Source organism: Novosphingobium sp. FSW06-99 (assembly GCF_001519065.1).
Lineage (GTDB): Bacteria > Pseudomonadota > Alphaproteobacteria > Sphingomonadales > Sphingomonadaceae > Novosphingobium.
Map to the genome: position 1 here is coordinate 27,023 of NZ_KQ954267.1, position 23,198 is coordinate 50,220.

General features: G+C 65.5%; 28 protein-coding genes. 14 read left to right on the forward strand and 14 right to left on the reverse strand.

Annotated elements, in window-relative coordinates:
- Positions 1–31: 31 nt before the first annotated feature.
- Together AQZ49_RS20355 and AQZ49_RS20360 are read right to left on the reverse strand one after the other, a co-directional pair.
- Positions 32–1,117 carry a cysteine desulfurase family protein gene (locus AQZ49_RS20355; RefSeq protein ID WP_067620398.1) on the reverse strand — a complete coding sequence of 362 codons (1,086 nt, stop codon included), beginning with the start codon at positions 1,115–1,117 and terminating at the stop codon, positions 32–34.
- On the reverse strand, positions 1,114–2,148 hold the full coding sequence (locus tag AQZ49_RS20360) for a cysteine desulfurase family protein (protein ID WP_067620401.1): 1,035 nt from the start codon (positions 2,146–2,148) through the stop codon (positions 1,114–1,116). Before AQZ49_RS20360 ends, AQZ49_RS20355 begins: the two co-directional genes overlap by 4 nt.
- A gap of 145 nt (positions 2,149–2,293) precedes the next feature.
- On the opposite strand from AQZ49_RS20360, the gene AQZ49_RS20365 reads away from it, so the two are divergent.
- Positions 2,294–2,950 (forward strand): alpha/beta hydrolase, encoded by a 657-nt coding sequence (locus tag AQZ49_RS20365; RefSeq protein WP_067620404.1) that lies wholly within the window; start codon positions 2,294–2,296, stop codon positions 2,948–2,950.
- Here the strand turns inward: AQZ49_RS20365 and AQZ49_RS22435 are convergent.
- Together AQZ49_RS22435 and AQZ49_RS20370 are read right to left on the reverse strand one after the other, a co-directional pair.
- Positions 2,943–3,104 (reverse strand): hypothetical protein, encoded by a 162-nt coding sequence (locus tag AQZ49_RS22435; protein WP_231739345.1) that lies wholly within the window; start codon positions 3,102–3,104, stop codon positions 2,943–2,945. The genes AQZ49_RS20365 and AQZ49_RS22435 overlap by 8 nt on opposite strands.
- Positions 3,105–3,108: 4 nt before the next feature.
- Entirely contained in the window at positions 3,109–3,603 is a 495-nt protein-coding gene (locus AQZ49_RS20370; protein ID WP_067620407.1) for a GFA family protein, read from the reverse strand.
- Between the two features lie 274 nt (positions 3,604–3,877).
- On the opposite strand from AQZ49_RS20370, the gene cobS reads away from it, so the two are divergent.
- Positions 3,878–4,855, forward strand: coding sequence for a cobaltochelatase subunit CobS (gene cobS, locus AQZ49_RS20375; RefSeq protein WP_067620410.1), 978 nt, complete (start codon positions 3,878–3,880; stop codon positions 4,853–4,855).
- Between the two features lie 38 nt (positions 4,856–4,893).
- Here the strand turns inward: cobS and AQZ49_RS20380 are convergent, their stop codons facing one another.
- The 3 genes from AQZ49_RS20380 to fmt are packed head-to-tail and all read right to left on the reverse strand — an operon-like array spanning position 4,894 to position 7,659.
- Positions 4,894–6,003, reverse strand: coding sequence for a zinc-binding dehydrogenase (locus tag AQZ49_RS20380; protein ID WP_067620413.1), 1,110 nt, complete (start codon positions 6,001–6,003; stop codon positions 4,894–4,896).
- Positions 5,969–6,754: a tRNA pseudouridine(38-40) synthase TruA gene (truA, locus tag AQZ49_RS20385; protein ID WP_067620416.1), complete on the reverse strand. Its 786-nt coding sequence runs from the start codon at positions 6,752–6,754 to the stop codon at positions 5,969–5,971. The genes AQZ49_RS20380 and truA overlap by 35 nt, the downstream gene beginning before the upstream one ends.
- Complete coding sequence (fmt, locus tag AQZ49_RS20390; protein WP_067620419.1) at positions 6,754–7,659, reverse strand: methionyl-tRNA formyltransferase; 906 nt, start codon at positions 7,657–7,659, stop codon at positions 6,754–6,756. Before fmt ends, truA begins: the two co-directional genes overlap by 1 nt.
- Positions 7,660–7,719: 60 nt before the next feature.
- On the opposite strand from fmt, the gene recR reads away from it, so the two are divergent.
- From recR to AQZ49_RS20405, 3 genes are all read left to right on the forward strand, one after another.
- Positions 7,720–8,316, forward strand: coding sequence for a recombination mediator RecR (gene recR, locus AQZ49_RS20395; RefSeq protein ID WP_067620422.1), 597 nt, complete (start codon positions 7,720–7,722; stop codon positions 8,314–8,316).
- Positions 8,317–8,434: 118 nt separating this feature from the next.
- Complete coding sequence (locus tag AQZ49_RS20400) at positions 8,435–9,004, forward strand: peptide deformylase (protein ID WP_067620424.1); 570 nt, start codon at positions 8,435–8,437, stop codon at positions 9,002–9,004.
- A gap of 58 nt (positions 9,005–9,062) precedes the next feature.
- Positions 9,063–10,577 (forward strand): DNA recombination protein RmuC, encoded by a 1,515-nt coding sequence (locus AQZ49_RS20405; protein WP_067620427.1) that lies wholly within the window; start codon positions 9,063–9,065, stop codon positions 10,575–10,577.
- Here AQZ49_RS20405 and AQZ49_RS20410 read toward each other — a convergent pair.
- The 4 genes from AQZ49_RS20410 to rapZ form a co-directional block, all read right to left on the reverse strand.
- Positions 10,550–11,350, reverse strand: a complete 801-nt coding sequence (locus tag AQZ49_RS20410; protein ID WP_067620430.1) for a TrmH family RNA methyltransferase — start codon at positions 11,348–11,350, stop codon at positions 10,550–10,552. The two genes, AQZ49_RS20405 and AQZ49_RS20410, sit on opposite strands and share 28 nt — an antisense overlap.
- A 132-nt stretch (positions 11,351–11,482) precedes the next feature.
- Positions 11,483–11,767, reverse strand: coding sequence for an HPr family phosphocarrier protein (locus AQZ49_RS20415; protein WP_082701947.1), 285 nt, complete (start codon positions 11,765–11,767; stop codon positions 11,483–11,485).
- Positions 11,768–11,782: 15 nt separating this feature from the next.
- Positions 11,783–12,187 (reverse strand): PTS sugar transporter subunit IIA, encoded by a 405-nt coding sequence (locus tag AQZ49_RS20420; RefSeq protein WP_067620436.1) that lies wholly within the window; start codon positions 12,185–12,187, stop codon positions 11,783–11,785.
- 218 nt (positions 12,188–12,405) lie between these two features.
- A complete protein-coding gene (gene rapZ, locus AQZ49_RS20425) occupies positions 12,406–13,359 on the reverse strand; it encodes an RNase adapter RapZ (protein WP_067620465.1) in 954 nt (317 codons plus the stop codon).
- 224 nt (positions 13,360–13,583) lie between these two features.
- On the opposite strand from rapZ, the gene AQZ49_RS20430 reads away from it, so the two are divergent.
- On the forward strand, positions 13,584–14,003 hold the full coding sequence (locus AQZ49_RS20430; protein ID WP_369819163.1) for a hypothetical protein: 420 nt from the start codon (positions 13,584–13,586) through the stop codon (positions 14,001–14,003).
- Complete coding sequence (locus AQZ49_RS22440; RefSeq protein WP_156428419.1) at positions 13,972–14,154, forward strand: hypothetical protein; 183 nt, start codon at positions 13,972–13,974, stop codon at positions 14,152–14,154. Before AQZ49_RS20430 ends, AQZ49_RS22440 begins: the two co-directional genes overlap by 32 nt.
- Positions 14,155–14,157: 3 nt before the next feature.
- Here the strand turns inward: AQZ49_RS22440 and AQZ49_RS20435 are convergent, their stop codons facing one another.
- The 3 genes from AQZ49_RS20435 to AQZ49_RS20445 are packed head-to-tail and all read right to left on the reverse strand — an operon-like array spanning position 14,158 to position 16,995.
- Positions 14,158–14,625 carry an HPr kinase/phosphorylase gene (locus AQZ49_RS20435; protein WP_067620439.1) on the reverse strand — a complete coding sequence of 156 codons (468 nt, stop codon included), beginning with the start codon at positions 14,623–14,625 and terminating at the stop codon, positions 14,158–14,160.
- Complete coding sequence (locus AQZ49_RS20440) at positions 14,622–16,241, reverse strand: ATP-binding protein (RefSeq protein WP_067620442.1); 1,620 nt, start codon at positions 16,239–16,241, stop codon at positions 14,622–14,624. The genes AQZ49_RS20435 and AQZ49_RS20440 overlap by 4 nt, the downstream gene beginning before the upstream one ends.
- Positions 16,210–16,995 (reverse strand): response regulator transcription factor, encoded by a 786-nt coding sequence (locus AQZ49_RS20445; protein WP_067620444.1) that lies wholly within the window; start codon positions 16,993–16,995, stop codon positions 16,210–16,212. Before AQZ49_RS20445 ends, AQZ49_RS20440 begins: the two co-directional genes overlap by 32 nt.
- Before the next feature lie 253 nt (positions 16,996–17,248).
- On the opposite strand from AQZ49_RS20445, the gene AQZ49_RS20450 reads away from it, so the two are divergent.
- The 7 genes from AQZ49_RS20450 to AQZ49_RS20480 all read left to right on the forward strand — a co-directional run.
- Complete coding sequence (locus AQZ49_RS20450; protein ID WP_231739347.1) at positions 17,249–18,838, forward strand: phosphoenolpyruvate carboxykinase; 1,590 nt, start codon at positions 17,249–17,251, stop codon at positions 18,836–18,838.
- A gap of 168 nt (positions 18,839–19,006) precedes the next feature.
- Positions 19,007–20,092 carry a calcium-binding protein gene (locus AQZ49_RS20455; protein WP_067620450.1) on the forward strand — a complete coding sequence of 362 codons (1,086 nt, stop codon included), beginning with the start codon at positions 19,007–19,009 and terminating at the stop codon, positions 20,090–20,092.
- 168 nt (positions 20,093–20,260) lie between these two features.
- Positions 20,261–21,007, forward strand: coding sequence for a hypothetical protein (locus AQZ49_RS20460; protein WP_067620453.1), 747 nt, complete (start codon positions 20,261–20,263; stop codon positions 21,005–21,007).
- Positions 21,008–21,360: 353 nt separating this feature from the next.
- On the forward strand, positions 21,361–21,723 hold the full coding sequence (locus tag AQZ49_RS20465) for an ArsR/SmtB family transcription factor (protein WP_067620471.1): 363 nt from the start codon (positions 21,361–21,363) through the stop codon (positions 21,721–21,723).
- Positions 21,720–22,241, forward strand: a complete 522-nt coding sequence (locus AQZ49_RS20470; protein ID WP_067620456.1) for an arsenate reductase ArsC — start codon at positions 21,720–21,722, stop codon at positions 22,239–22,241. The genes AQZ49_RS20465 and AQZ49_RS20470 overlap by 4 nt, the downstream gene beginning before the upstream one ends.
- Positions 22,238–22,672, forward strand: coding sequence for an arsenate reductase (glutaredoxin) (gene arsC, locus AQZ49_RS20475; protein ID WP_067620459.1), 435 nt, complete (start codon positions 22,238–22,240; stop codon positions 22,670–22,672). Before AQZ49_RS20470 ends, arsC begins: the two co-directional genes overlap by 4 nt.
- Before the next feature lie 3 nt (positions 22,673–22,675).
- Positions 22,676–23,198 (forward strand): GNAT family N-acetyltransferase (locus tag AQZ49_RS20480; RefSeq protein ID WP_067620474.1); only part of this gene is annotated, 523 nt, incomplete at its 3' end.

The following is a 23,198-nucleotide window of genomic DNA, read 5'->3' on the forward strand; positions in this document are numbered from 1 at the left end:
GTCGCTGTTCTCCCCCGTGGACGCATGCCTGTCACACCGACAGACCTTGCGCCCGCGCAGCGGCTGAAATTGCCGCGATCGCCTCGTCCAGCTCCTCTTCCCCCGTATAGCGCCCGAACCCTATCCGCAGCGCGGTTTTTGCATCCCTGTCCGAAAGTCCCAGCGCACGCAAGACATGGCTGGGTCGGCCCGATCCACTGGCGCAGGCAGAACCGGCAGAAATGGCCACAGTGCGACATTCCGACAACACTCGCGCGGCATCGAGCCCATCGAGCCGCACATTGAGATTGCCGTGCCAGCGCGCCGAGGCACTGCCGTTCAGATGCCAGCGCGCCAATCCGGCACGCGCCTTTTTCCACAGCGTGTCCACATGCGCCGCATCGCTTTTCCACAAGGTTGTGCACAGGCGCGCCGCTTCGCCAAACCCGGCTATCAGCGCGGGGCTCAGCGTGCCCGGGCGCAAGCCGCCTTCCTGCCCGCCCCCGTGGAACAATGGATCGATCGCCACCCCGTCGCGCACCCACAGCGCGCCGATCCCCTTGGGCCCGTACAATTTGTGCGCCGACACTGCGATCAGGTCGGCGCCATCGGGTGCGGCCAGCTTGCCCGCGCCCTGCACCGCATCGCACAGCATCAGCGCGCCAATGGCATGCGCGCGTTCGGCGATCGTGGCCACCGGCTGCACCGTGCCGATCTCGTTGTTCACCTGCATCACCGCGACCAGCCCGGTGCCCGGCGGCAGTGGCACATCCGGATCGACCAGCCCCTCGCCATCGACCGGCAGGATGGTCAGCGCCGGATCGTGCGCCCGCGCGGTGTCAAGCACGGCCGCATGTTCGATCGCCGAAACCGCCAGCCGCGCCGCACCGGTGCCGCGCAAGGCCATGTTGAGCGCCTCGGTCGCGCCAGAGGTAAAGATCACCCGACCCCCCGGCGGCAACAGCGCGGCGACATGCCCGCGCGCCACCTCGATCGCCGCCGCCGCCGCGCGCCCGGCACGGTTCGGGCTGTGCGGATTGGCAAACCCCTCGCTATCCGGCCCGCCCAGCCAGGGCAGCATCGCCGCACGCGCCTCGGGCGCCAGCGGGGTGGTGGCCTGATAATCGAGGTAGATCACGCCCGCACCGCCATCGCCGACCAGGCGGCGGCAAAGCGGTCGATCTGGTCCACGCCGGTTTCGCGCCCGATCGACACGCGGATCACGTCCTGCGCCCCGTCCAGGCCCATCGCGGTCAGCACATGACTGGTGCGCAGCGATCCCGACGAGCAGGCACTGCCCGCCGAAACCGCGATGCCCTGCGCATCGAGCCGGATCAGTTGCGCATTGGCCGACAGGCCCGGCAGGCGATAGGCACCGATCGTCGCCAGCCGCGGTGCCGTTGCCGCCACCACTTCGCCGCCGCCCGCAACAATCGCCGCATCGAGCCGCGCGCGCAGCACGTGCGCCTGCGCCATCCAGTCGCGCCCCGCCTCCAGCGCGGCGGCCATCGCCAGCGCGCCGGGCAGGTTTTCGGTGCCCCCGCGATAGCCGCGTTCCTGCCCGCCGGTGGGCCGCAGCAAGCCCCAGTCGCGCACCAGCAAGGCGCCGATCCCGACCGGCCCGCCGAACTTGTGCGCCGAAATAGCGATCAGATCGGCCTCGGGCAGCGGCAACTTGCCCGCGCTTTGCGCGCAATCGGCCAGCAACATGCCGCCGCGATCGCGCACCTGCGCGGTCAGATCGGCAATCGGCTGGATCACCCCGGTCTCGTTGTTGACATGCTGGATGGCGACCAGACCGCCCGGCGGCACGTCATCGCCCGACACCAGCCCGGCACGATCGACCGGCAGGCGCAGCGCATCGCCCGCATGGCGCAAGACCGCCTCGTGCTCGACCGCCGACACTGCCACCAGCGGCGCATGGGCGCGCGTCAGCGCGATCGTCAGCGCCTCGCTTGCCCCGCTGGTCAGGATCACTTCGCCGGTCCACCCCAGCGCCGCCGCGATCCGCGCGCGCGCATCCTCCAGCGCGGCGCGCGCCGCACGGCCGGCGCGATGCGGGCTCGACGGGTTGGCCCAGATCGCAAAACCGTGCGCCATCGCCTCAGCAGCGACCGGCAGCAAGGGGGTCGTCGCGGCATGGTCGAGATAGATCCGGGGCTCGGGCAAGGCGTGTCCTGCTAGAAAGATTGCTTTCGCGTAAGTGCTTTCTATATAGCCTTGGCTCCAATTCCAGCGCGTTCAATTTTTTGGACCGCAACGGCCCCCCCGTTTCGCGGGTGCGGTGCCGCAACCCGCCGCGTCAGGAACAGCAATGCCCGCAGTCATTTTTCCCGGTCCCGAAGGTCGCCTCGAAGGCCGGTTTCAGCCCGCCACGCGCAGCCGCGCGCCGATCGCCATGATCCTGCATCCGCATCCCCAGGCGGGCGGCACGATGAACGACCGCATCACCCAGGCGCTCTATCGCGCGTTCGTGGCGCGCGGGTTTGCCACCTTGCGCTTCAACTTTCGCGGCGTGGGGCGCAGCCAGGGCAGCTTTGACAACGGCATCGGCGAACTGTCCGACGCGGCCGCCGCGCTCGACTGGGTGCAGCAGATCCATCCCGAAGCATCGAGCACGTGGATCGCGGGCTATTCGTTCGGCGCGCTGATCGGCATGCAATTGCTGATGCGCCGCCCCGAAGTGCGCGGGTTCATTTCGGTTTCGCCGCCCGCCAACATGTACGATTTCAGCTTTCTGGCGCCCTGCCCCGCGTCGGGCATCATCATCCAGGGTGTCGCCGACACCGTGGTCACGCCCAACGCCGTGCAAAAGCTGGTGGACAAGCTTCGCACGCAAAAGCACATCACCATCCACCACGATGAAATCCCGCGCGCCAACCATTTCTATGAAAACGAACTGGATGATCTGATGCGCGCGGTCGACACGTATCTCGACATGCGCCTCTCGCCCGACTGCCCGATCAAATAGGCACGGCCCAGATCGCCACATTGCCCGCGATCACCAGCGCGGCGATCGCCATCAGCACCGCCCGCTGACGATCGCCGCGCCGCCACACGACCCGCGCCCCCAGCAACAGCGCAAAGATCGCCAGCACCACCAGCGACATGACCACCGGGAGCACGCGCTCAGCCCTGGCGCAGCGCGCGCAACCGCGCCGCGCCGCGTTCGCCCAGCAACGCGGGGATATCCCGCCCGCTGTAGAACCCCTCGAACGTGGGGATGGCTGGATCGAGCACGACCCACGGCATCTTGCTGCGGGTCCAGATCTGCGCGGTCGGCGGGCACTGCGCAGGATCGTCGAGCGTGCCCGCGCGCACGAACGCCGCCTTGTCGCCCAGCGCGCCATAGTGGCTCCACAGCGCGGTCAGGCATTGCGGACAGCGGAACACGGCCTGCCCCGCCCCGCTCGCGCTGGCCAGATGGACGACTTGCGGCGTGGGGCCTTCGACATGCAGCAGGGTGGTTTCGATCGCCGCGTTGACGGCAAAGGCGCTGCCGACTTCGCGCTGGCAATCGGTGCAGTGGCAGCAATTCACCGCATAAGGCGAATCATCGAGCCGGTAACGGATCGCGCCGCAAGCGCAGCCACCCGTGGCGAAAGGTGTGGGGCCGGTATCCATGCGCAAAGCATGCGCGCGCCGCCCGGCAGCGTCAACCGCGCTGCGTCACTGCTGTTGCTGTCCGCCCTGGTCGCGGCGCGCGGGGGCGGCGGGGCGCCCCGGCATCTCTTCGCGTGGCGGCAGTTCGCGGCGTACGGGTCTGGGTTCGTCGGTCATCACCCGCCACAATGACCCTGCCGAACCCGCCCGACAAGCCCCCACTTGCCTATTTGGGCGGCGATTTGGCAACGAAGAGCATTGCAGCCGGGCGCGGGCGCGTATAGTCGAACTTGTGATGACTGACACGACCACTTCCGCCGGCACGGTGCTTGCCGCCCCCGACATCCAGATCGACGTGCGTACGACGTTCGGGATCGATATCGACCTGAAAGTCCCCGCGTTCAGCGCGGCCGACGAACGCGTGCCCGATCTCGACACCAACTATGTGTTCGATCCGGACACCACGCTGGCGATTCTGGCAGGCTTTGCCTACAATCGTCGGGTGATGGTGCAGGGCTATCACGGCACCGGCAAATCGACCCACATCGAACAAGTCGCCGCGCGGCTGAACTGGCCTTGCGTGCGAATCAACCTCGACGCGCATATCAGCCGGATCGACCTGATCGGGCGCGACGCGATCGTGCTGCGCGATGGGTTGCAGGTGACCGAATTTCGCGAAGGGCTGTTGCCCTGGGCCCTGCAGACGCCGACCGCGCTGGTGTTCGACGAATATGACGCGGGCCGCCCCGACGTGATGTTCGTGATCCAGCGCGTGCTGGAAACCGAGGGCAAGCTGACGCTGCTCGACCAGAACCGGGTGATCCGGCCCAACCCGTGGTTCCGCCTGTTCGCCACCGCCAACACGGTCGGCCTGGGCGACACTTCGGGGCTCTATCACGGCACGCAGGCGATCAACCAGGGCCAGATGGACCGCTGGAACATGGTCGTTGCGCTCAACTATCTGCCGCCCGCCACCGAAATCCAGATCGTCACCAGCAAAGTGCCCGGGCTCGACGAAAAGACCGCAGGGGACATGGTGCGGGTCGCCGATCTGACGCGCAAGGGCTTTATCGGTGGCGATATCTCCACCGTGATGAGCCCGCGCACGGTGATCGGCTGGGCACAGAACACAGCGATCTTCAAGGATGTCGGCTTTGCCTTCCGCCTGACGTTCCTCAACAAGTGCGACGAGACCGAGCGCGTGCTGGTGGCTGAATATTACCAGCGTGTGTTCGGCAAGGACTTGCCCGAAAGCATCGCCCACAAGGCATGACGGTCGGGCGCGGGGGACTTCCCCCCGCGCCCCGCCGCTCAGCCGTGCGGCACGATCAGGTATTTCTCGCCCGTCGCACGCGCGTTGTAGGCCAATGCCACGTCGCGGGTCAGCGCCTGTTCCAGCGAAATGCGCGCCTTGTAATGGCTGGCAAATGTGGTGGTCAGTTCGTCCCGCACCCGCTGACGCAGTTTTTCGGCGGCTTCGGCGCCAATCTGCACCAGAAACGGGGTGAGCAAAAAGCCCGAGACGCCCCACGAAAAGCCGAAACTGCGGTTGATCACGATCGGCCCCAGATCGAGCGCGCCGTAGACATAGACTTTCTTGAACGTGTCCGATCCATAGCGGCTGAACGCGGCGCCCTTGCTGGCGACCTGTTCCATCGCGCCCAGGATCTGCGAGGCCTGCTTGCCACCGCCGATCGCGTCAAAACCCAGCGTTGCGCCGGTCGCCTCGATCGCGGCGACCAGATCTTCGTGGTAGGTCGCGCTCGACGAATTGACCACATGTTCGGCGCCGATCCCCTTCAACAGCGCAACTTGCGCTTCGGAGCGGACAATGTTGACAAGCGGCACGCCGTCGGCCTGGCAGATCTTCACCAGCATCTGGCCCAGGTTCGACGCGGCGGCGGTGTGCACCAGCGCCTTGTGCCCTTCGCGCCGCATCGCCTCGACAAAGCTGAGCGCGGTCAGCGGGTTGACGAACGCGCTGGCGCCTTGCTCGGCAGTCGTGCCATCGGGCAGGACCAGCGCGCTGCGCGCATCGACCAGCCGGTATTGCGCGTACATCGCGCCGGGAATCACCGCGACCACTTTGCCCAGCAACGCCTGCGCCTCGGGCGCATCACCCGCCGCGATTACCGTGCCTGCGCCTTCGTTGCCGACCGGCAGCGCCTGCCCCAGCCGCGCCTGCATCGCGCGCACCGCGCCTTCCGGCATGGTCGCAACGATGCGTCCCGGGGCATATTCGGCATGATCGAGATCGGCCGGGCCGAACAGCAGGCCAAGGTCCGACGGGTTGATTGGCGAGGCCTCGATGCGCACCAGCACCTGATGCCCGGTGGGTTCGGGCAGGACTTCATCGCGCAACGCAACGATCAGCCGACCGTCTGCTTCAAGCGTCGATACGAGCTGCGTGTTCGAAACCATGATCGTGTTCTCCCGGATAAGTCGCACTTATGAAGTAGAGCCCTTCGGGTGGCGCATTAAGTCCCAGTTTGCAACGGTCTTTGGCATCGAGCGCGGCGACCAGATCGTCATGCGTCCATTGGCCGTGCCCGACCAGGCTCAGACAACCGACCATCGAGCGCACCTGATGGTGCAGGAAACTGCGCGCGGCGGCGGCAATCCGCACTTCATCGCCCACCCGCCACACATCGAGCCGGTCGAGCGTCTTGACCGGGCTGACCGACTGGCAATGCACCGACCGGAACGTGGTGAAATCGTGCAGGCCGACCAGACTCTGCGCCGCCACATGCATTGCCTCGGCATCGAGCGGCCGCACGATCCGCCAGGCGCGCCCAACTTCAAGCGTCAGCGGCGCGCGCCGGTTGATGATGCGATATTCATAAGCGCGACCAATACACGAAAAGCGCGCGTGCCAGTCATCCGCCACCACTCGCGCATCGAGCACCGCAATCGGCTGCGGCTTTAACCGGGCGTTGATCGCCTGCCCCAGCCGGAACGGATCGAACGGACGAACCAGATCGAAATGCGCGCGCATCGCGCGGGCATGAACCCCGGTGTCGGTGCGCCCGGCGGCATGCAGCGACACCGTCTCGCCGGTGATCGCAAAGATCGCCGCCTCGATCGCGGCCTGTACCGAGGGACCATGGGGCTGGCGCTGAAACCCCATATAGGGGGTGCCATCCCATTCGAGCGTAAGGGCAAAGCGCGCCATCAGCCGACCCGCGTGCCCACGGCGATCGCCCGCCCGCGCAACAGCGCCGCACTGTCCATCGCCGGACGCCCGGCGCGCTGCACCAGCGTGGGGCGCAAGGCCTGGCTGCCACAGGCGATCGTCAGCGCATCGTCGATCACCGTGCCGGGCAAGCCCGTGCCCGCCACCACGTGCGCCGCCAGCACGCGATACCGTTCGCCATCCAGTTCGAAAAACGCGCCCGGTGCCGGGGCAAACGCCCGCACGCAGCGTTCGCAGGCATCGGCGGACAAGGCAAAATCGAGCCGGCTTTCCGCCTTGTCGATCTTGGCCGCATACGTCACGCCCGCGTCCGGTTGCGCGACGGGCGGATGGCCGGGCAGATCGGCCAGCACCGCAACCATTGCCGCCGCGCCCAGTTCGGCCAGTTCGGCGGTCAGTACGCCCGCCGTCTTGCCCGCCACCGGGGTGCGCACCATGGCCAGCATCGGCCCGGTGTCGAGCCCGCGCTCCATCTGCATGATGGTCACCCCGGTTTCATCGTCGCCCGCCAGGATCGCACGCTGCACCGGCGCCGCACCGCGCCAGCGCGGCAGCAGCGAGCCATGGACATTGAGGCACCCGTGCACCGGCGCGGCCAGCACCGGCGGTGGCAGGATCAGGCCATAGGCGGCGACCACCGCGACATCGGCGCGATGCGCGGCAAATGCCGCCTGGTCTTCCGCACCTTTCAGACTGATGGGGGTATGAACCGCTATGCCCGCCGCCTGTGCGGCCAGATGCACCGGGGACGGCTGCAACCGCTTGCCTCGCCCTGCGGGACGCGGCGGCTGGCTGTAGACCGCCACGACCTCGTGCCCAGCCGCGATCAGCGCGCGCAGGCTTGGCACGGCGAAATCCGGTGTGCCCATGAAGACAATGCGCATTGGCGCCAGTGATCCCTTTTTACACTTTCGTTTTGAGCGTTCCGCCCTATCTGTGCGGCCATGGCATCGCAAGAGATCGAGGCATTGGCCAATGCGCTGGCCCGCCTGCCCGGACTGGGCCCGCGTTCGGCGCGGCGCGCGGTGCTGTGGCTGATCAAGCGGCGCGAAACCGCATTTGCCGGGCTGGTCGACGCGCTGGCCACGGTGCGCGAAAATCTGGTCGAATGTCCGATCTGCGGCAATGTCGATACCACCAGCCCCTGCGGCATCTGCGCCGACCCGCGCCGCGATGCGCGCGCGCTGTGCGTGGTCGAGGATGTGGCCGATTTGTGGGCGCTCGATCGCGCGCGGCTGTTCACCGGGCGCTATCACGTGCTGGGCGGGCGGCTGTCGGCGCTCGACGGTGTGCGGCCCGAAGATCTCAACATCGCCGGTCTGCTGACGCGGGTGGCGGCAGGCGGCATCGATGAAGTGGTGCTGGCAATGAACGCCACGCTCGAAGGCCAGACCACCGCGCACTATCTGGCCGAACGGCTGGAGGCCTATCCGCTGCGCCTGACCCAACTGGCGCATGGCCTGCCGGTGGGGGGCGAACTCGATTACCTGGACGAAGGCACTTTGGCACAGGCGCTGCGCGCCCGTCGCCCCGTAAGCTAATTCCTCCCCGGCACGGGGAGGATCGAAGGCATCCGCGAAACGGCGTTTGTCTCAAAGTACGGCACCGGCCCGCTCCCCGCCTCTTGCGAGTCGGGCCCGGGCTGACTATCTTACCGCGATGGCTATCCGCGAAATCATCGAAGTCCCCGATCCCCGGCTCAAGCAGGTATCGAAACCCGTCGAAGTGTTCGACGATGCGCTGCGTACGCTCGTCGCCGACATGTTCGACACCATGTACGATGCCCCCGGCATCGGCCTTGCGGCGATCCAGATCGGCGTGCCGCTGCGCGTGCTGGTGATCGATCTGCAACCCGATGACCCGGATGCCGAACCCGAAGTGTGCACATCGCACGGCGACCATCACCACACCCACCAGCCGACCAAAAAAGAACCGCGCGTGTTCATCAACCCGGTGCTCAGCCCGGTCACCGAAGAACTGGCAGTCTATAACGAAGGCTGCCTGTCGGTGCCCGACATCTATGCCGAAGTGACCCGCCCGGCCCGGATCCACGCCCGTTGGCAGGATCTGGACGGCACCGTGCACGAAGAGGACATCGACGATCTGCTGGCCACGTGCCTGCAGCACGAGATGGATCACCTCGAAGGCATCCTGTTCATCGACCACCTTTCGCGGCTGAAGCGGTCGATGGTGCTCAAGAAACTAGAAAAGATCCGCCGCGCGGCTTGATCGCGCGCGTCACGCCCTGTAAGTTCACGGTTCGTTCCGTACTGCAAGGGGTGCCCGCATGGATTCGCTGATCGTCGCCGGGGCGGCGTTGCTGGTTGGGCTTGGCCTGGGCTGGTTTTTCGGCTCGCGCCCGGTGGCCGACTGGCGCCGCCGCGCCGATGCCGGCGAGGCGGCGTTGAAGGCGATGACCGTCGATCTGGCAGGCCTGACCGAACGCGTGCGGCAGATCGATGCGCTGGCCGCCGAACTGGCCGATGTGCGGCGCGATCGCGATGCGCTGGCCCCGCGTCTGGCCAGTGCCGAAGCGCGCGCTGCGGAGGCCGAACGCCTGCGTGCCGAATTGGCCGACGCCCGCGCCAGGGGCGAGGCGCAGGCCGCCGACCTGGCGCGGATGAAGGCCGATGCGGTCCATTTCGACGAACAGAAACGCCTGCTGATCGCCGCGCAGGCCGAATTGCGCAAGGAATTCGAAAACGCCGGCAGCAAAGTCCTGGCGCAAGCGCAGGAAGCCTTTCTGACCCGCGCACATGCCCGGTTTGAAGAAAGCGAAAAGGCGCAATCCGAACGGCTGAAAACACTGCTCGCCCCGGTCGGTGAACGGCTCAAGGCCTATGAGGATCAGGTCGGCAAACTGGAAAAAGACCGCGTCGATGCCTTTGGCAATCTGACCGGGCTGATCCATGCCATGCGTGACGGGCAGGAAGCGGTGCGCGCCGCTGCGGCGCAATTGGGCAATTCGCTGCGCAACGGGCCCAAGACCCGCGGTCGGTGGGGCGAATTGCAATTGCGCAACGTGCTCGAACAATGCGGCCTATCCGAACACACCGATTTCGTCACCGAACACTCGATCGAAACCGACGAAGGCCGCCTGCGCCCCGATGCGATCGTCCGCATTCCCGGCAACAAACTGCTGGTGATCGACGCCAAAGTGTCGCTGAACGCCTATCAGGACGCATTCGAGGCCGACAATGACGAGGCGCGCGCGGCCTCGCTGTCGCTCCACGTGCAATCGATGCGCAACCATATCCAGACTTTGGGCAGCAAGGCCTATCAAAGCCAGTTTGAGGACGCGCCCGACTATGTGCTGATGTTCGTGCCGGGCGAACATTTCATTGCCGCCGCGCTGGAACACGATCCCAACTTGTGGGATTTCGCGTTCGAACGCCGCGTGCTGCTGGCCAGCCCGACCAATCTGGTGGCCATCGCGCGCACCATCGCGCAAGTCTGGCGCCAGGATGGCCTGGCCCGCGAAGCGCGCGAAATCGGCCGGATGGGCGGCGAACTCTACGACCGCCTGTCGGTCGCCGCCGACCACCTGAAACGCGTGGGCAGCGGGCTGGAAACCGCCGTCACCAACTACAACAAGTTCGTCGGCAGCTTTGAACGCAACGTGCTGTCCGCCGGCCGCCGCCTGCGCGACAAGCATATCGAGATCGGCAAGCGCGAAATCGAGGACGTGCCGCTGATCGAAAGCGCCCCGCGCTATGGCGCCGCCGATACCGCGCCCGATACGCCTGCGCTGGCGGATGAGCCCGCCCTTGCCGCTCAGCCAATCGTTGCCAGCACTTCGTAGGCCAGCACCGCCGCCGCGACCGCCGCGTTCAGGCTGTCGGCGCGGCCCTTCATCGGCATGGTGACGCGCAAGTCACAGGCCATTTCATAGTCTTCGGGCAGGCCGCGCGATTCGTTGCCGACCATCACGAAGCAGGGCGCGGCATAGGCCGCGCCGCGATAGGGTACCGCTTCGCGTAGCGATGCGGCGACAAGTTGCCCCTCGCCCGCGCGCAGCCAGGCGAGAAAGTCGGCCCAGCGTGCCTGCGCCAGTTTCTGGGTAAAGACCGCGCCCATGCTGGCGCGTACCGCTTCGACACTGAACGGATCGACGCAATCGTCGATCAGGATCACCCCGCCGGCGCCCACCGCGTCGGCAGTGCGCAGCATCGTGCCCAGATTGCCCGGATCGCGCATCGCCTGCGCCACCAGCCAGATCGGCGCGGCGGCGCGATCGATTGTGGCCAGAGCGGTGTCCCATTCGGCATAGACCCCGCACACCGCCTGCGGATTGTCCTTGCCGGTCACTTTGGCCAGGATGTCGATCGGTACCTCGATCACCTCGCCCCCGGCGGAAATCGTTGCCGCCTCCAGGTCATCGAGCAGCGGGTGCGGATCACGCACGGTGGCCATCAGCAACAGTTCGGGCAAGCGCCCGCTTTCGCGCGCATCGGTCAGCAGGCGCAAGCCCTCGGCCAGAAAACGCCCTTCGCGCCGCCGGTGCTTCTTGTCGCGCAGACTGCGCACGAACTTGATCGTGGGGTTGGAAAAACCGGTAATGCTCTTGCGCGTCATGCAAAAATCCAAAAGCCCTCCCCCTGCAGGGGGAGGGTTGGGTGGGGGTGTGCCACGTCCATGGGGCGCGCGCCATTCGTGCCGCAGCAGGCCCCTCCCCAACCCCTCCCCGCACGGGGAGGGGCCTTCAGGTCAGTCTTCGCCAAAGCCGTCCTTGATCAGCCCGACTAGCTTCATCAGGATCGCGTCGGCTTCGCCCGGTTCGCCCGCCACCGCAATATCCACGCTGTCGCCCATCGCCGCGCCCAGCATCATCAGCCCCAGGATCGATCCGCCATTGGCATCGGTGCCGTCCTTGGTCACGGTCACGTCGAACCCGGCGGGCAGCTTGGCCACGGCATTGACAAACTTGGCACTGGCCCGCGCGTGCAGTCCGCGCTGGTTGACAATGGTTACCCGTTCACGCGCAACGTACACTTGTTCGCTCATCAATCACGCATCCTGCCCGAGAAATTCGGAAGCGATCGTTATATAGTTGCGCCCGGCATCGCGGGCAGCGGCGGTCGCTTCGCGCACCCCCATGCAATTGCGCGCTTTTGCCAGGCGGATCAGCATGGGCAGATTGATGCCCGCGATCACTTCGACTTTGCCCGCCTGCATCAGCGATATGGCCAGATTCGAGGGCGTGCCGCCGAACAGGTCGGTCAGCACGATCACGCCTTCACCGCTGTCGACGCGTTTGATTGCGTCGGCAATTTCGCGGCGGCGTTTTTCCATGTCGTCATTGGGCCCGATACAGACCCCGATGACATCCGACTGACGCCCGACGACGTGTTCCATCGCGTGGATGAATTCGTCGGCAAGTGCCCCGTGCGTGACGATAATAAGACCGATCATGAACTGCTTTGGCTCCGAAGGGCTGGTCTCCCAGCGCGGCGCAACGATCGTCGGTGCCCAAGGCCAGGCGTTTTGCACGTCCTGCCCTTCCCCCGGGTACCGGCACCACGCGCGACAACGCCGGCCAGCGAATCTCTATGCTTCAGGATCGATCCTTCCCCGATCGGCATGTTATCTTCATTTTCGACCAAAACGTTTAAAAAACAATCTGCAACTCGTTATCTCGGGCCCCACGCCCCGCTGCGTTCGACCAGGTCGGCGGCACGCGATCCCAGGTTGCGATGCAACAATGTGGGAGAAAAACCCGCTTCGCGCAAGGCAGAAGCGATTTGTTCGGCCATGAACACCGACCGATGCTTCCCCCCGGTACATCCGAATGCGATGTTCACATAGGCCTTGCCCTGCTGCTCGAACCGGCCAAGCAGCAGCAACAGCAGATCGCGAATGCGTTCAAACGCTTCGGCATAGGCGGGGTCGCGGCGGATATAGTCCCCCACCGGGGCATCGCGCCCGGTCATCGGGCGCAAGTTCTCGACCCAATAGGGATTGGCCAGAAAGCGCATGTCGAACACCATGTCCGACAACGGCGGCGTGCCCCGCGAAAATCCGAAACTGCTGATCGTCAGCAGCGAACGCGGCGGCGGCCCCTGGAGAAATTGCGCGCGGATCGCCTGTTGCAGATCCTGCGTGGTGAAATCGGTGGTGGTGATCACGACGTCGGCCCAGCGCCGCAGGGGTTCCAGCAATTCGCGTTCGGCGGCAATCCCGCCCTCGGCCGGTTTGTCATCGGCCATCGGGTGCGGGCGGCGCGTTTCGTTGTAACGCCGCTGCAATTCGGCGCCCCCGCAATCGAGAAACAGCGTGGTGATCGACAAGTCCGCGCGCAGCGACAGGCTTTTCACGCGTTCGATGATGGCACCGGGATCAAACCCGCGCGTGCGCGTATCGAACCCGATCGCCACCGGCGCCCCGGCATCGATCCGCGCCGTGCCCGGCCCGGTTTCCAGCAGACGGTCGAGCAGGCGGATGGGAAAATTGTCGATCGCCTCCCACCCCAAATCCTCCAGCGCGCGCATCGCCGTGGTCTTGCCGGCGCCCAGCATGCCGGTCACCAGCAGAATTCGTTGCGCGGCCGTGGCGCCCCCGTCGGTCACAGACGATTCGTCAATCATGGCACAGGTTTGCGCCACCCATCGGACGAAGGGAAGGCCCTAGCCCCAATGCCTGTTGCGAATTGGGTGAAATGCGGCAGTGTTGCATGATGTCGCATTGGCGCCCCCAGTTTGAAGCCGCATTGGCAAAGCTAGCACGGATCAGTTCTGCACTCGACGAGCGCGGGATCAGGCCGCCGATCCTCGTCGGCGGTGGCGCGGTCGAACTCTATACGCAAGGCGCCGTGAACACCGGCGATTTTGATCTGGTCACGGCACGTCAGGAAGATCTGGAAGTGATGCTCGTTGCGCATGGCTTCGTTCGCCCATCGGGCCCGGGCACGGCGTTGCGCGGATGGATACATCCTGATCTGATGCTCGGGTTTGAGGTCGTAGGCAGCCGCCTGCTCGATGGCCTCGGCAATCCAGACCTTATCCGCATCGTGGATATCGCAGACCATGGCTCGATTGCGGTTATCGCGGTCGAAGACCTGATCGCCGACCGCATGGGGCAATATGCGTCGGGCTCTGCGCCAGAGATGCTTGGTCAGGCGCGCGCACTGTTCAAGCTTTCGAAAGGTCTGGATGTCGATTATATGGACCAACGCATACGCACGGAAACGGCGCTGACTTATGGCATTCAAGACCTTGAAGACCCGGCATGATGCCATAAGCCTCGACGCTCTGGGCAAAGACATCGCCGCGCGCCGCGCAGTGGCAGGCACGATCGATGTGCCCCGCAACGCCGGTACGCGCCGCACGCCCGCAAAGCGGGCGCTCCTCGCGCAGATCTCCAAAACGGGCGGTTCCTGGTAGCGTTCAGCGGGAACCTGCGCCGCCGCAACCGGCCATTGATCCGGATGGGAAGCCCCCAGCCCCATGGTGATCGAGCGCGATCCGTGCGCGCAGGGCCAGCACGGGGCTGTCGGGCCACAGGCGCACCATCGGCAGCGCCACGCCTGCGCGCACCACGATGTCCGCCGCCTCGATATGGCGCGGTGCCTGGGGGTCGAGCACCAGCACCAGCGCCACCGGCACGGCGTGCGTAACGGGCATCGTCACCAACCCGACATTGCGCACCTCGATCAGGCCGGTGACATTGGGGTGCGGATGCGCCAGCACATGCTCGCCCATCGGTTCCAGCAGCACCGCATCATCACCGATCAGCACCGCGCCGCGATCGATCAGCGCCAGCGCCAGGCTCGATTTGCCGCTGCCCGGCGCGCCTTCGATCAGCACCGCGCGGCCATCGATGGCCACCGCGCTGGCCTGGTGCGCCACGGTCATTCCTCGTCCTCGTCGTTGATCGAGGGCAGCGACAGCATCAGGCAGGCGCCGGGCGTGCCGTCGGGCTTGTCGACAATCGCCAGCGTGCCGTCGTGCGCCAGGGCAATCGTGCGGGCGATCGCCAGGCCCAGCCCGCTGTGCGCGCCGAACGCTTCTTCATCGGGGCGCACCGAGTGGAACCGGTCGAACACCTTTTCGCGCTCGGCCAGCGCAATGCCCGGCCCATCATCGCTGACCGACAGATGCACGCGGCCCGCGTCGGCCCAGATACGCACTTCGACTTCGCCGCCCGCCGGGGAAAACGACACCGCGTTGTCGAGCAGGTTGTCGAGCACGCGTTCCAGTTGCAGGGCATCGCCGGCGACTTGTGTATCGCCCTCACCCCGGCGGAAACGGATCGGGCATCCGGCCAGACCCGGCCGCACCCCGCGCGCACCCACCACATTGGCCGCCAGCAGCGCCAGATCGATCGGCGCAAAGGTGGCCCGGCTGAGCGCGGCATCGATCCGGCTGGCCTCGGCAATTTCGCTGATCAGCCGGTCGAGCCGTTGCACATCGTGCGTCGCGATCGCGGCCAGTTGCCGCCGCAGATCGGCATCATCGACTTTGTCCATCGCCTCGACCGCGCTGGCGAGCGAGGCCAGCGGGTTCTTCAATTCGTGCGCGACATCGGCGGCAAAGCTTTCCACCGCGTCGATCTGTTGGCGCAGGGCATGGGTCATGTCGGAAAAGGCACGCGCCAACAGGCCGATTTCATCGCCCCGGTCGGGCAGGCGCGGCACCACCACCGCGCGGTCGCGCCCCAGCCGCACGCGCACCGCGGCGCGCACCAGCGCGCGCAACGGCTGCACGATCGTGCGCGCCAGAAACAGCGACAATTGCACCGACAGCAACAGCGCCAGCCCGATGATGATCACCAGCGTCTGGCGCGCATCGCGCACCGCCTGCGTCACATCCAGCGCATTGCGCATCGACAGCAGCATTTCGCCCCGATCGCCCACCGGCGTGGCGGCGGTGATCACCGGGGTGCGATCGGGGGCATAGCGCAGGAACACTTCGGTCCGCCCCGACTGGCGCGCGCGGCCGATCTCTGGCCAGCTTGCCGCCCGCGCCAGTGCCGGTTCGCGATAGCGTTCGATCGCCGGCGCGCCGACAATCGCATCGACCCCGCGATCGAGCGCGCGCGCTGCGCTTTGAAACCATGGCTCGTTGGCCGGATCGACAAATGCGAACGACGGCTGGGCCAGCCGAAAGCTGTCGGCCTCCAGCGCGCCACGGCTATCGAACAGCCGCAGTTGCAGCACTTGCGACTGGCCGATTTCGACCATCAGCCGTCGGCGTTCGCCAGGCGGCGCATGCGCCAGCGCGGTCGCGGCGATTTCCACTTCGGCACGGGCCAGGCGAAACCGTTCGTTGATCAACTGCGTGCGATAGGAATCGAGATAGAAGAACCCGCCCGCCAGCAGCGCCAGCGCGATCACGTTGACCGCCAGAATGCGCGAGGTCAGCGACAGGCCGCGCGTGCGCCACAGCCGCCGCCGCGTCGGGCGCAGCCGCTCTTCCGCCCGCACACCGGGCGCGCGGTCAGGGGTCGGCAAAGCTGTAGCCTGCGCCATAGAGCGTTTCGATCGCGCCGAAATGCGGATCGACCAACCGGAACTTGCGCCGCAAGCGCTTGATATGGCTGTCGATCGTGCGATCATCGATAAACACGTCATCCTGATAGGCGGCATCCATCAGGCTGCTGCGCGAACGCACCACACCGGGGCGCAGCGCCAGCGCCTCCAGAATCAGGAATTCGGTCACGGTCAGCGATACCGGTTGCCCGGCCCATTCGACCATGTGCCGCGCCGGGTCCATCGCCAGCCGCCCGCGCCGGATCAGATCGGGCAGCGGCGCGTCCTCTTCGCCCTGCGGCCGCGCCGCCGCGCGCCGCGCCAGTTCGCCCCGGCGCAGGATCGCCCGGATGCGCGCGATCAGCAGCCGCTGGCTGAACGGTTTGGCGATGTAATCGTCGGCCCCCATCGCCAGGCCAGTCGCCTCGTCGGCTTCGTCATCCTTGCTCGTCAGGAAAATCACCGGCAAGTCGCTCTTTTCGCGCAAGCGGCGCAGCAGATCGAACCCGTCCATGCGCGGCATCTTGATGTCGCAGACCAGCAGATCGGGCGCATTGTCGAGCAGTGCGGGCAAAGCGGCGGCGCCGTCGTAATAGACCCGGGTGGCGAACCCTTCGGCCTGCAACGCGATCGATACGGTGGTCAGAATATTGCGATCGTCATCGACCAGCGCGATGACTTGGCGGCCCTGCGACGCGGGCTCTTGGTGTGGCCCGCCGGCTTCGGGCCTGCCGGCTTCGGGCTTGGTCGTCATGATCGCCTTGTTTGAGCCTGTGTGGGCAGGGATTACCCGCTATCGGCGGGGCTGGCAACCATGCCGGATGCGCCGTGCCCCGGCGCGCGCGGGCGCAGTTGCAGATTTTGCAATTCATCGCGCAAATTTCTTGTTTGCCGTCGCCCGACGATTTGTGCATTCGTATTCGAAAGATTGACACAATCCGTGCGGTCGCAACGCGGCCGCCCTTCGAGAGGACTGCCCCGTGCCTGTCAACCAGCCAGCTTCCAGCCTGAACGTATCGCTTGCCGCGCAGGGTTTTCCCGAGCCTGCGGCGATCCATGCGAACCTGGGCACCGCCCCGCTGATCGAACACGCGGTGCGCAATGGCGAAGGCCTGCTGGCCAAGGACGGCCCCTTTGTGGTCGCCACCGGCAAGCACACCGGCCGTTCGGCCAAGGACAAGTTCTTCGTACGCGATGCGCAGACCGAAGACACCATCTGGTGGGGCAAGACCAATGTCCCGATGACCCCGGCACAGTTTGCCACGCTGAAGGCCGATTTTCTGCAGGCGCTGGCCGATCAGGACCAGATCTATGTGGCCGACCTGTTCGGCGGCAGCCAGAGCGATTACCGTGTCAACGTGCGCGTGATCACGCAATTCGCCTGGCACAGCCTGTTTGTACGCACGCTGCTGGTGCGCCCGACCGAGGACCAACTGGCCAATTTCGCGCCCGAATACACCATTATCGATTTGCCCGGTTTTCGCGCCGATCCGGAACGCCACGGCTGCCGCAGCGAAACCGTGATCGCAGTCAATTTCACCGAAAAACTGATCCTGATCGGCGGCACATCCTATGCCGGTGAAATGAAGAAATCGGTGTTCGGCATCCTCAACTATCTGCTGCCCGCGCAAGGCGTGATGCCGATGCACTGTTCGGCCAACATCGGCCCCGATGGCGACACGGCGGTGTTTTTCGGCCTGTCGGGCACCGGCAAGACCACTCTGTCGGCCGATGCCAGCCGCACGCTGATCGGCGATGACGAACATGGCTGGTCCGACACCGCGGTGTTCAATTTCGAAGGCGGCTGCTATGCCAAGATGATCCGCCTGTCGGCCGAGGCGGAACCGGAAATCTATGCCACCACCAAACGGTTCGGCACGATCCTGGAAAACGTGGTGATCGATCCGGTCACCCGCGAGATCTATCTCGACGATGCCACCCTCGCCGAAAACAGCCGTGGTTCCTATCCGATCGATTTCATTCCCAATGCCAGCGCCGAAAACCTTGGCCCGGTGCCGCAGAACATCATCTTTCTGACTGCCGATGCCTATGGCGTCCTGCCCCCGATCGCGCGGCTGACCCCCGAACAGGCGATGTACCATTTCCTGTCGGGCTATACCGCGCGCGTGGCCGGCACCGAAATCGGCGTGACCGAGCCCGAAGCGACCTTTTCCACCTGTTTCGGCGCGCCGTTCATGCCGCGTCACCCGTCGGTCTATGGCAACCTGCTGAAAGAACGCATCAACAAGGGTGGGGTGAAGTGCTGGCTGGTCAACACCGGCTGGTCGGGCGGCAAGGCCACCGATCCGGGCATCAAGCGCATGCCGATCAAGGCGACCCGCGCGCTGCTCAACGCCGCGCTCGACGGCAGCCTGAACAATGCCGAATTCCGCGAAGACCCCAATTTCGGGTTTGACGTGCCGGTGGCGGTGCCGGGGGTAGACAGCAAGCTGCTGGACCCGCGCGGCGCCTGGGCCGATGCGCAGGCCTATGACAAGACCGCGCAAGACCTGGTGCGCAAGTTCATCGACAATTTCGAACAATTCGTCGACCATGTCGATGAAAGCGTGCGCAAATCGGCCCCTGTCGCCGCCTGAACGCCCGCCCCTGCCGATCCTGCAACGCCGTCCGGCTGGTTCGGGCGGCGTTTTGCATGGGGCAGCGCCGACTGCGCCTATTGATCCGAAGTGAAGCCAACAGGCGTTGCCCGTTACGCGACTATCGCGTCAAACCCGGGTGGGATCATCGCGCAAACGGGTTGGAACATGGCAAAGACAGTCGATCTGGGCAGTCTGGATGCACTCGTCGGGGTGGTGTTCGGCCCCAATGCCATGGTCAACGCCACGGCCTCGCTGATCAACGGATCGATCACCAACAGCTCCGCCTCGACCAGCGAGGTGCTGACCTATGGTGGGTTGACCGGCACGATCGGCAGCGACTTCATCGCGGTAAAGGGCATCACGTTCGTGGTGAACAGCGTCAACGACACCGACAACACCCTGACGATGAATGCCTATGTCGGCTCCACGCTGGTCGCCGAACTCGATTTTTCGGTGGCCGGGTTCAGCGGCGCGGGAATCGTGCTGGCGGCCATGCCGCTCGCCTCGCTGGTGACGCAGGCGAACAATCTGTCGGGATTGGCGGGATCGCTGTTCGTGCTGGGGCTCGGTGCCGAAGGGGCCAAGGGACAGTCGCTCAATTTCGGCATCAGCAACGACTACTCGTTCTTCCCCCATGCATCGGTGCACTATGCCACGGCGGCCAATCCTGTGTTGCAAGGCAGCACCGGGGCCCAGATGCTGATCGCGTTGACAGGCAACGACACCGTCACCGCCGGGCCGGGCGAGACGATCATCTATGGCGGAACGGGCACCGACGTGCTGCGCGCCGGTGCGGGCGCCGACACCATCTATGGCGGATCGGGCACCGATACGATCATCGGCGGATCGGGCGCCGACACGCTGGAGGCCGGATCGGGTATCGACACGATCTATGCGGGAACCGGCCGATCGGTGCTGATCGGCGGCCTGGGCACCGATACGTTTGTGTTTGCCCCCGGCCATACCGGCGGCCTGACCACGGCCACCGCCGATGTGATCCGCCATTTTCACCCGCATCTGGGCGATGTGATCAACCTGACGGCGTTTGATGCCCTGTTGCCACCGGGCGGGACCGGCCATCTCAGCTTTATCGGCACGGCGGCGTTCGACGGACGGGCGGGCGAAGTGCGCTATGACGTGACCAGCAGCGGCGTCACGGTCGAATGCGACATGACCGGCGCAGGCACCGCCGATATGATGTTCATGATCCGAAGCGTGACCACCCTTGCCGCCGGCGACTTTGTCTTGTGATGGCTCGCGCACTGGCCGTGGCATAATTGTAACAGTTTGTCGCTCGTACACAGGATTTCGAAAAATCAGCGTGCGTTCACTTTTGTTGCGCTAATCCGTTTGGCAGATGTCGTTGCGGGGGCTTTTTTCCACTGCACCGACCGGTTGCTGAAAAGGGATTCACGAAACATGGTAAAGATGGCTCGCATCCGCCACCACACCGGGCTTGCCGCACTGGCCGCCCTGTCGATGGTCGTGGGATCGGTCGCGGCAAGCGCGCAATCCGCGCCGCCGCCCGGATATGACCCCAACCAGCCCCCGCCTCCGGGCTATGACCAGAACCAGCCACCGCCTCCTGGCTATGACCAGAGCCAGCCGCCGCCCGAGCCGACGGCGCCTCCGGGCTATGCCCCCGGCCAACAGCCGCCGCCGCCGCCGGGCTATGCGCCGCCGCCCGATTACAGCGCGCAGGCCGCGATCGACGCGCGCTATGCCGCCGATGCGCAACGCTGGGCCGCAGACTATTGCGTCAAATCGCACGGCGATGTTGCCGCTGGCGCGGTGATCGGCGGCGTGCTGGGCGCGATCGTCGGCGGTGCGGCGGGTGGCCGCCACGCCGGTGGCTCGGCCGCGTTTGGCGCGGTGGTTGGCGCCGGCACGGGCGCGGCGATCGCCTCGTCCGAAAACAACGCCACCAGCCCCGGCTGCCCCCCCGGCTATGTCGTCCGCGCAGGCGCCCCGGCCTATCCCTACACCTATCCCGGCTATGCCTATGCCGCGCCGGGCTGGTATCAACCCTGGGTGTTCGTCGGCGGCGTCTGGGCCTATCGCCCCTACCCGTACCACGCGTGGTATTACCACACCTATCGCGGCCCCTATCACGGCGGCTATTACCGCGGCCACCCCGGCTATCGCGGCGGCTATCACCACCCCTGATCAGGGCGCAAAACCCACTTGGAACAGGCCCCTGCAGCACCCGCTGCGGGGGCCTTTTCTTTGGTGGTTTGGTGTGTAGGGAGGGGGGATTTGAGAGGGGCCGGGATTGCGGACTGAGCGGTTAGTCTCCTATCAGGAACGCCAATCGGGATCGCCGACCTTCCGGGCAGCGTGCCGGCATGTCAGCTATGCGCCCCAATTTCGGTCGTAGAAGCGCCTAAGCGCTTATCCTGGAAGCTGTCATTCACGCCAAGCAATGTGCGATTTCACCCGACACTGGTGGGTAAATGTCAGCCATTGACGATTCTTCGTTATCTCCATATTTCGATAATCATCGAATCGTGGAGATCGAGATGGATGCACCGGCAGTCATTCGCGCGCTGGGCGCGCTCGCCCAGGAACATCGCCTGGCGGCGTTCCGCCTCCTGGTACAGGCAGGCGACGAAGGCATGCACGCTGGAGCGATTGCCGAGAGGCTGGGCATAGTATCATCCTCAATGAGCTTTCACCTTGCTGCGCTGGCCCATGCCGGGCTGGTGAGCCAGCGGCGCCAAAGCCGCTTGATCATCTACACCGTCAACTATCCCGCAATGAACGGGCTGATGGGCTATCTCACCGAGAACTGTTGCGGCGGCGTTCCCTGCCTGGATGACGCAGTGTGTTGCCCACCACAGACCAACATTGCCAATCCCCACCCAGCGGAGAACGTCGCATGACCGCGCGCACCTATAATGTCCTGTTCCTGTGTACTGGCAATTCCGCGCGATCAATCATCGGCGAGGTGCTGATGAACTACTACGGCGCTGGCCGGTTTCGTGCCTTCAGTGCCGGCAGCCATCCCAAAGGTGAAGTTCATCCGATGGCACTTGAAGCGTTGCACGGCCTGGGTTTCGATACTTCGGGGTTGCGGTCAAAGAGCTGGAGCGAGTTCTCCGGGGCGGGCGCGCCGGAGTTCGACTTCATCTTTACGGTCTGCGACAATGCCGCAGGCGAAGTCTGCCCGGTGTGGATCGGCCATCCGATGACTGCGCACTGGGGCATTGAAGATCCTGCTGCATTTGAAGGCGAAGGCCAGCGCCAGGCCTTTATCGACGCGATCCGGTATCTGCGTCGGCGCATCGAACTGTTTCTGGAGCTGCCACTGGCCAACCTTGATGCCTTGGCGACCGCGCGCAAACTCAAGGATATCGGCCAGATCGAAGGCACGACCAACAAAGCCGAGGCGGAACAATGATCACCGACATCGTGATCTATCATAACCCGGAGTGCGGCACCTCTCGCAACGCTCTTGCCATGATCCGCAACGCCGGGATTGAACCGCATGTGGTGGAATATCTCAAAACGCCGCCATCGCGCGCCTTGCTGGAAAGCCTCATCGCGCGTGCCGGCATATCGCCCCGCGCACTGCTGCGCGAGAAGTGTACGCCGTTTGCCGAACTCGGGCTGGACAATCCCAACCTGACCGATGCCCAATTGATCGATGCGATGATGGCGCATCCCATCCTGATCAACCGCCCGCTCGTGGTCTCACCGCTGGGCGTGAAGCTGTGCCGCCCGTCCGAAGCGGTACTCGATCTGATCCCGGCAGACCAGCGCGGAGCCTTCGTCAAGGAAGATGGCGAGCAGGTCGTCGATGCTGACGGCAACCGGGTTGCGGCGGGCTGATTTGTGCCTGAGGTGACAATCCGGACGGCAGTTGAAGGCGACGCCGACGCTATCGCGGCGATCTATGCTCACCACGTGCGCCACGGCACCGCGACGTTCGACACGATCGCGCGCACCCCTGCCGAGACAGCAGCCAAGATCGTCGATTGTGCCAACCGGGGCTGGCCGTTTCTGGTGGTGGCGCGCGCTGACGTGGTCATCGGCTACGCTTACGCCACACAGTTTCGCGACCGTCCGGCCTATGTCGCTACGTGTGAGAACTCGATCTACCTGCACCCGGACCATCTGGGGCAAGGTGTAGGCAAGGCTTTGCTCGCGGCGCTGCTGGTGGCGGCAGAGCAGGCGGGTTTTCGGCAGATGATTGCGGTGGCCGGCGGCGGCGAGCCCGCGTCGGTCGCGCTGCACGCCAGTCTTGGCTTTACCCATGCCGGCACGATGCGCTCGGTCGGACGCAAGTTCGGCCGATGGCTCGACACCATCTACCTGCAAATAGCGCTGGGCGATGGCGACGCCACGCCGCCGGCCA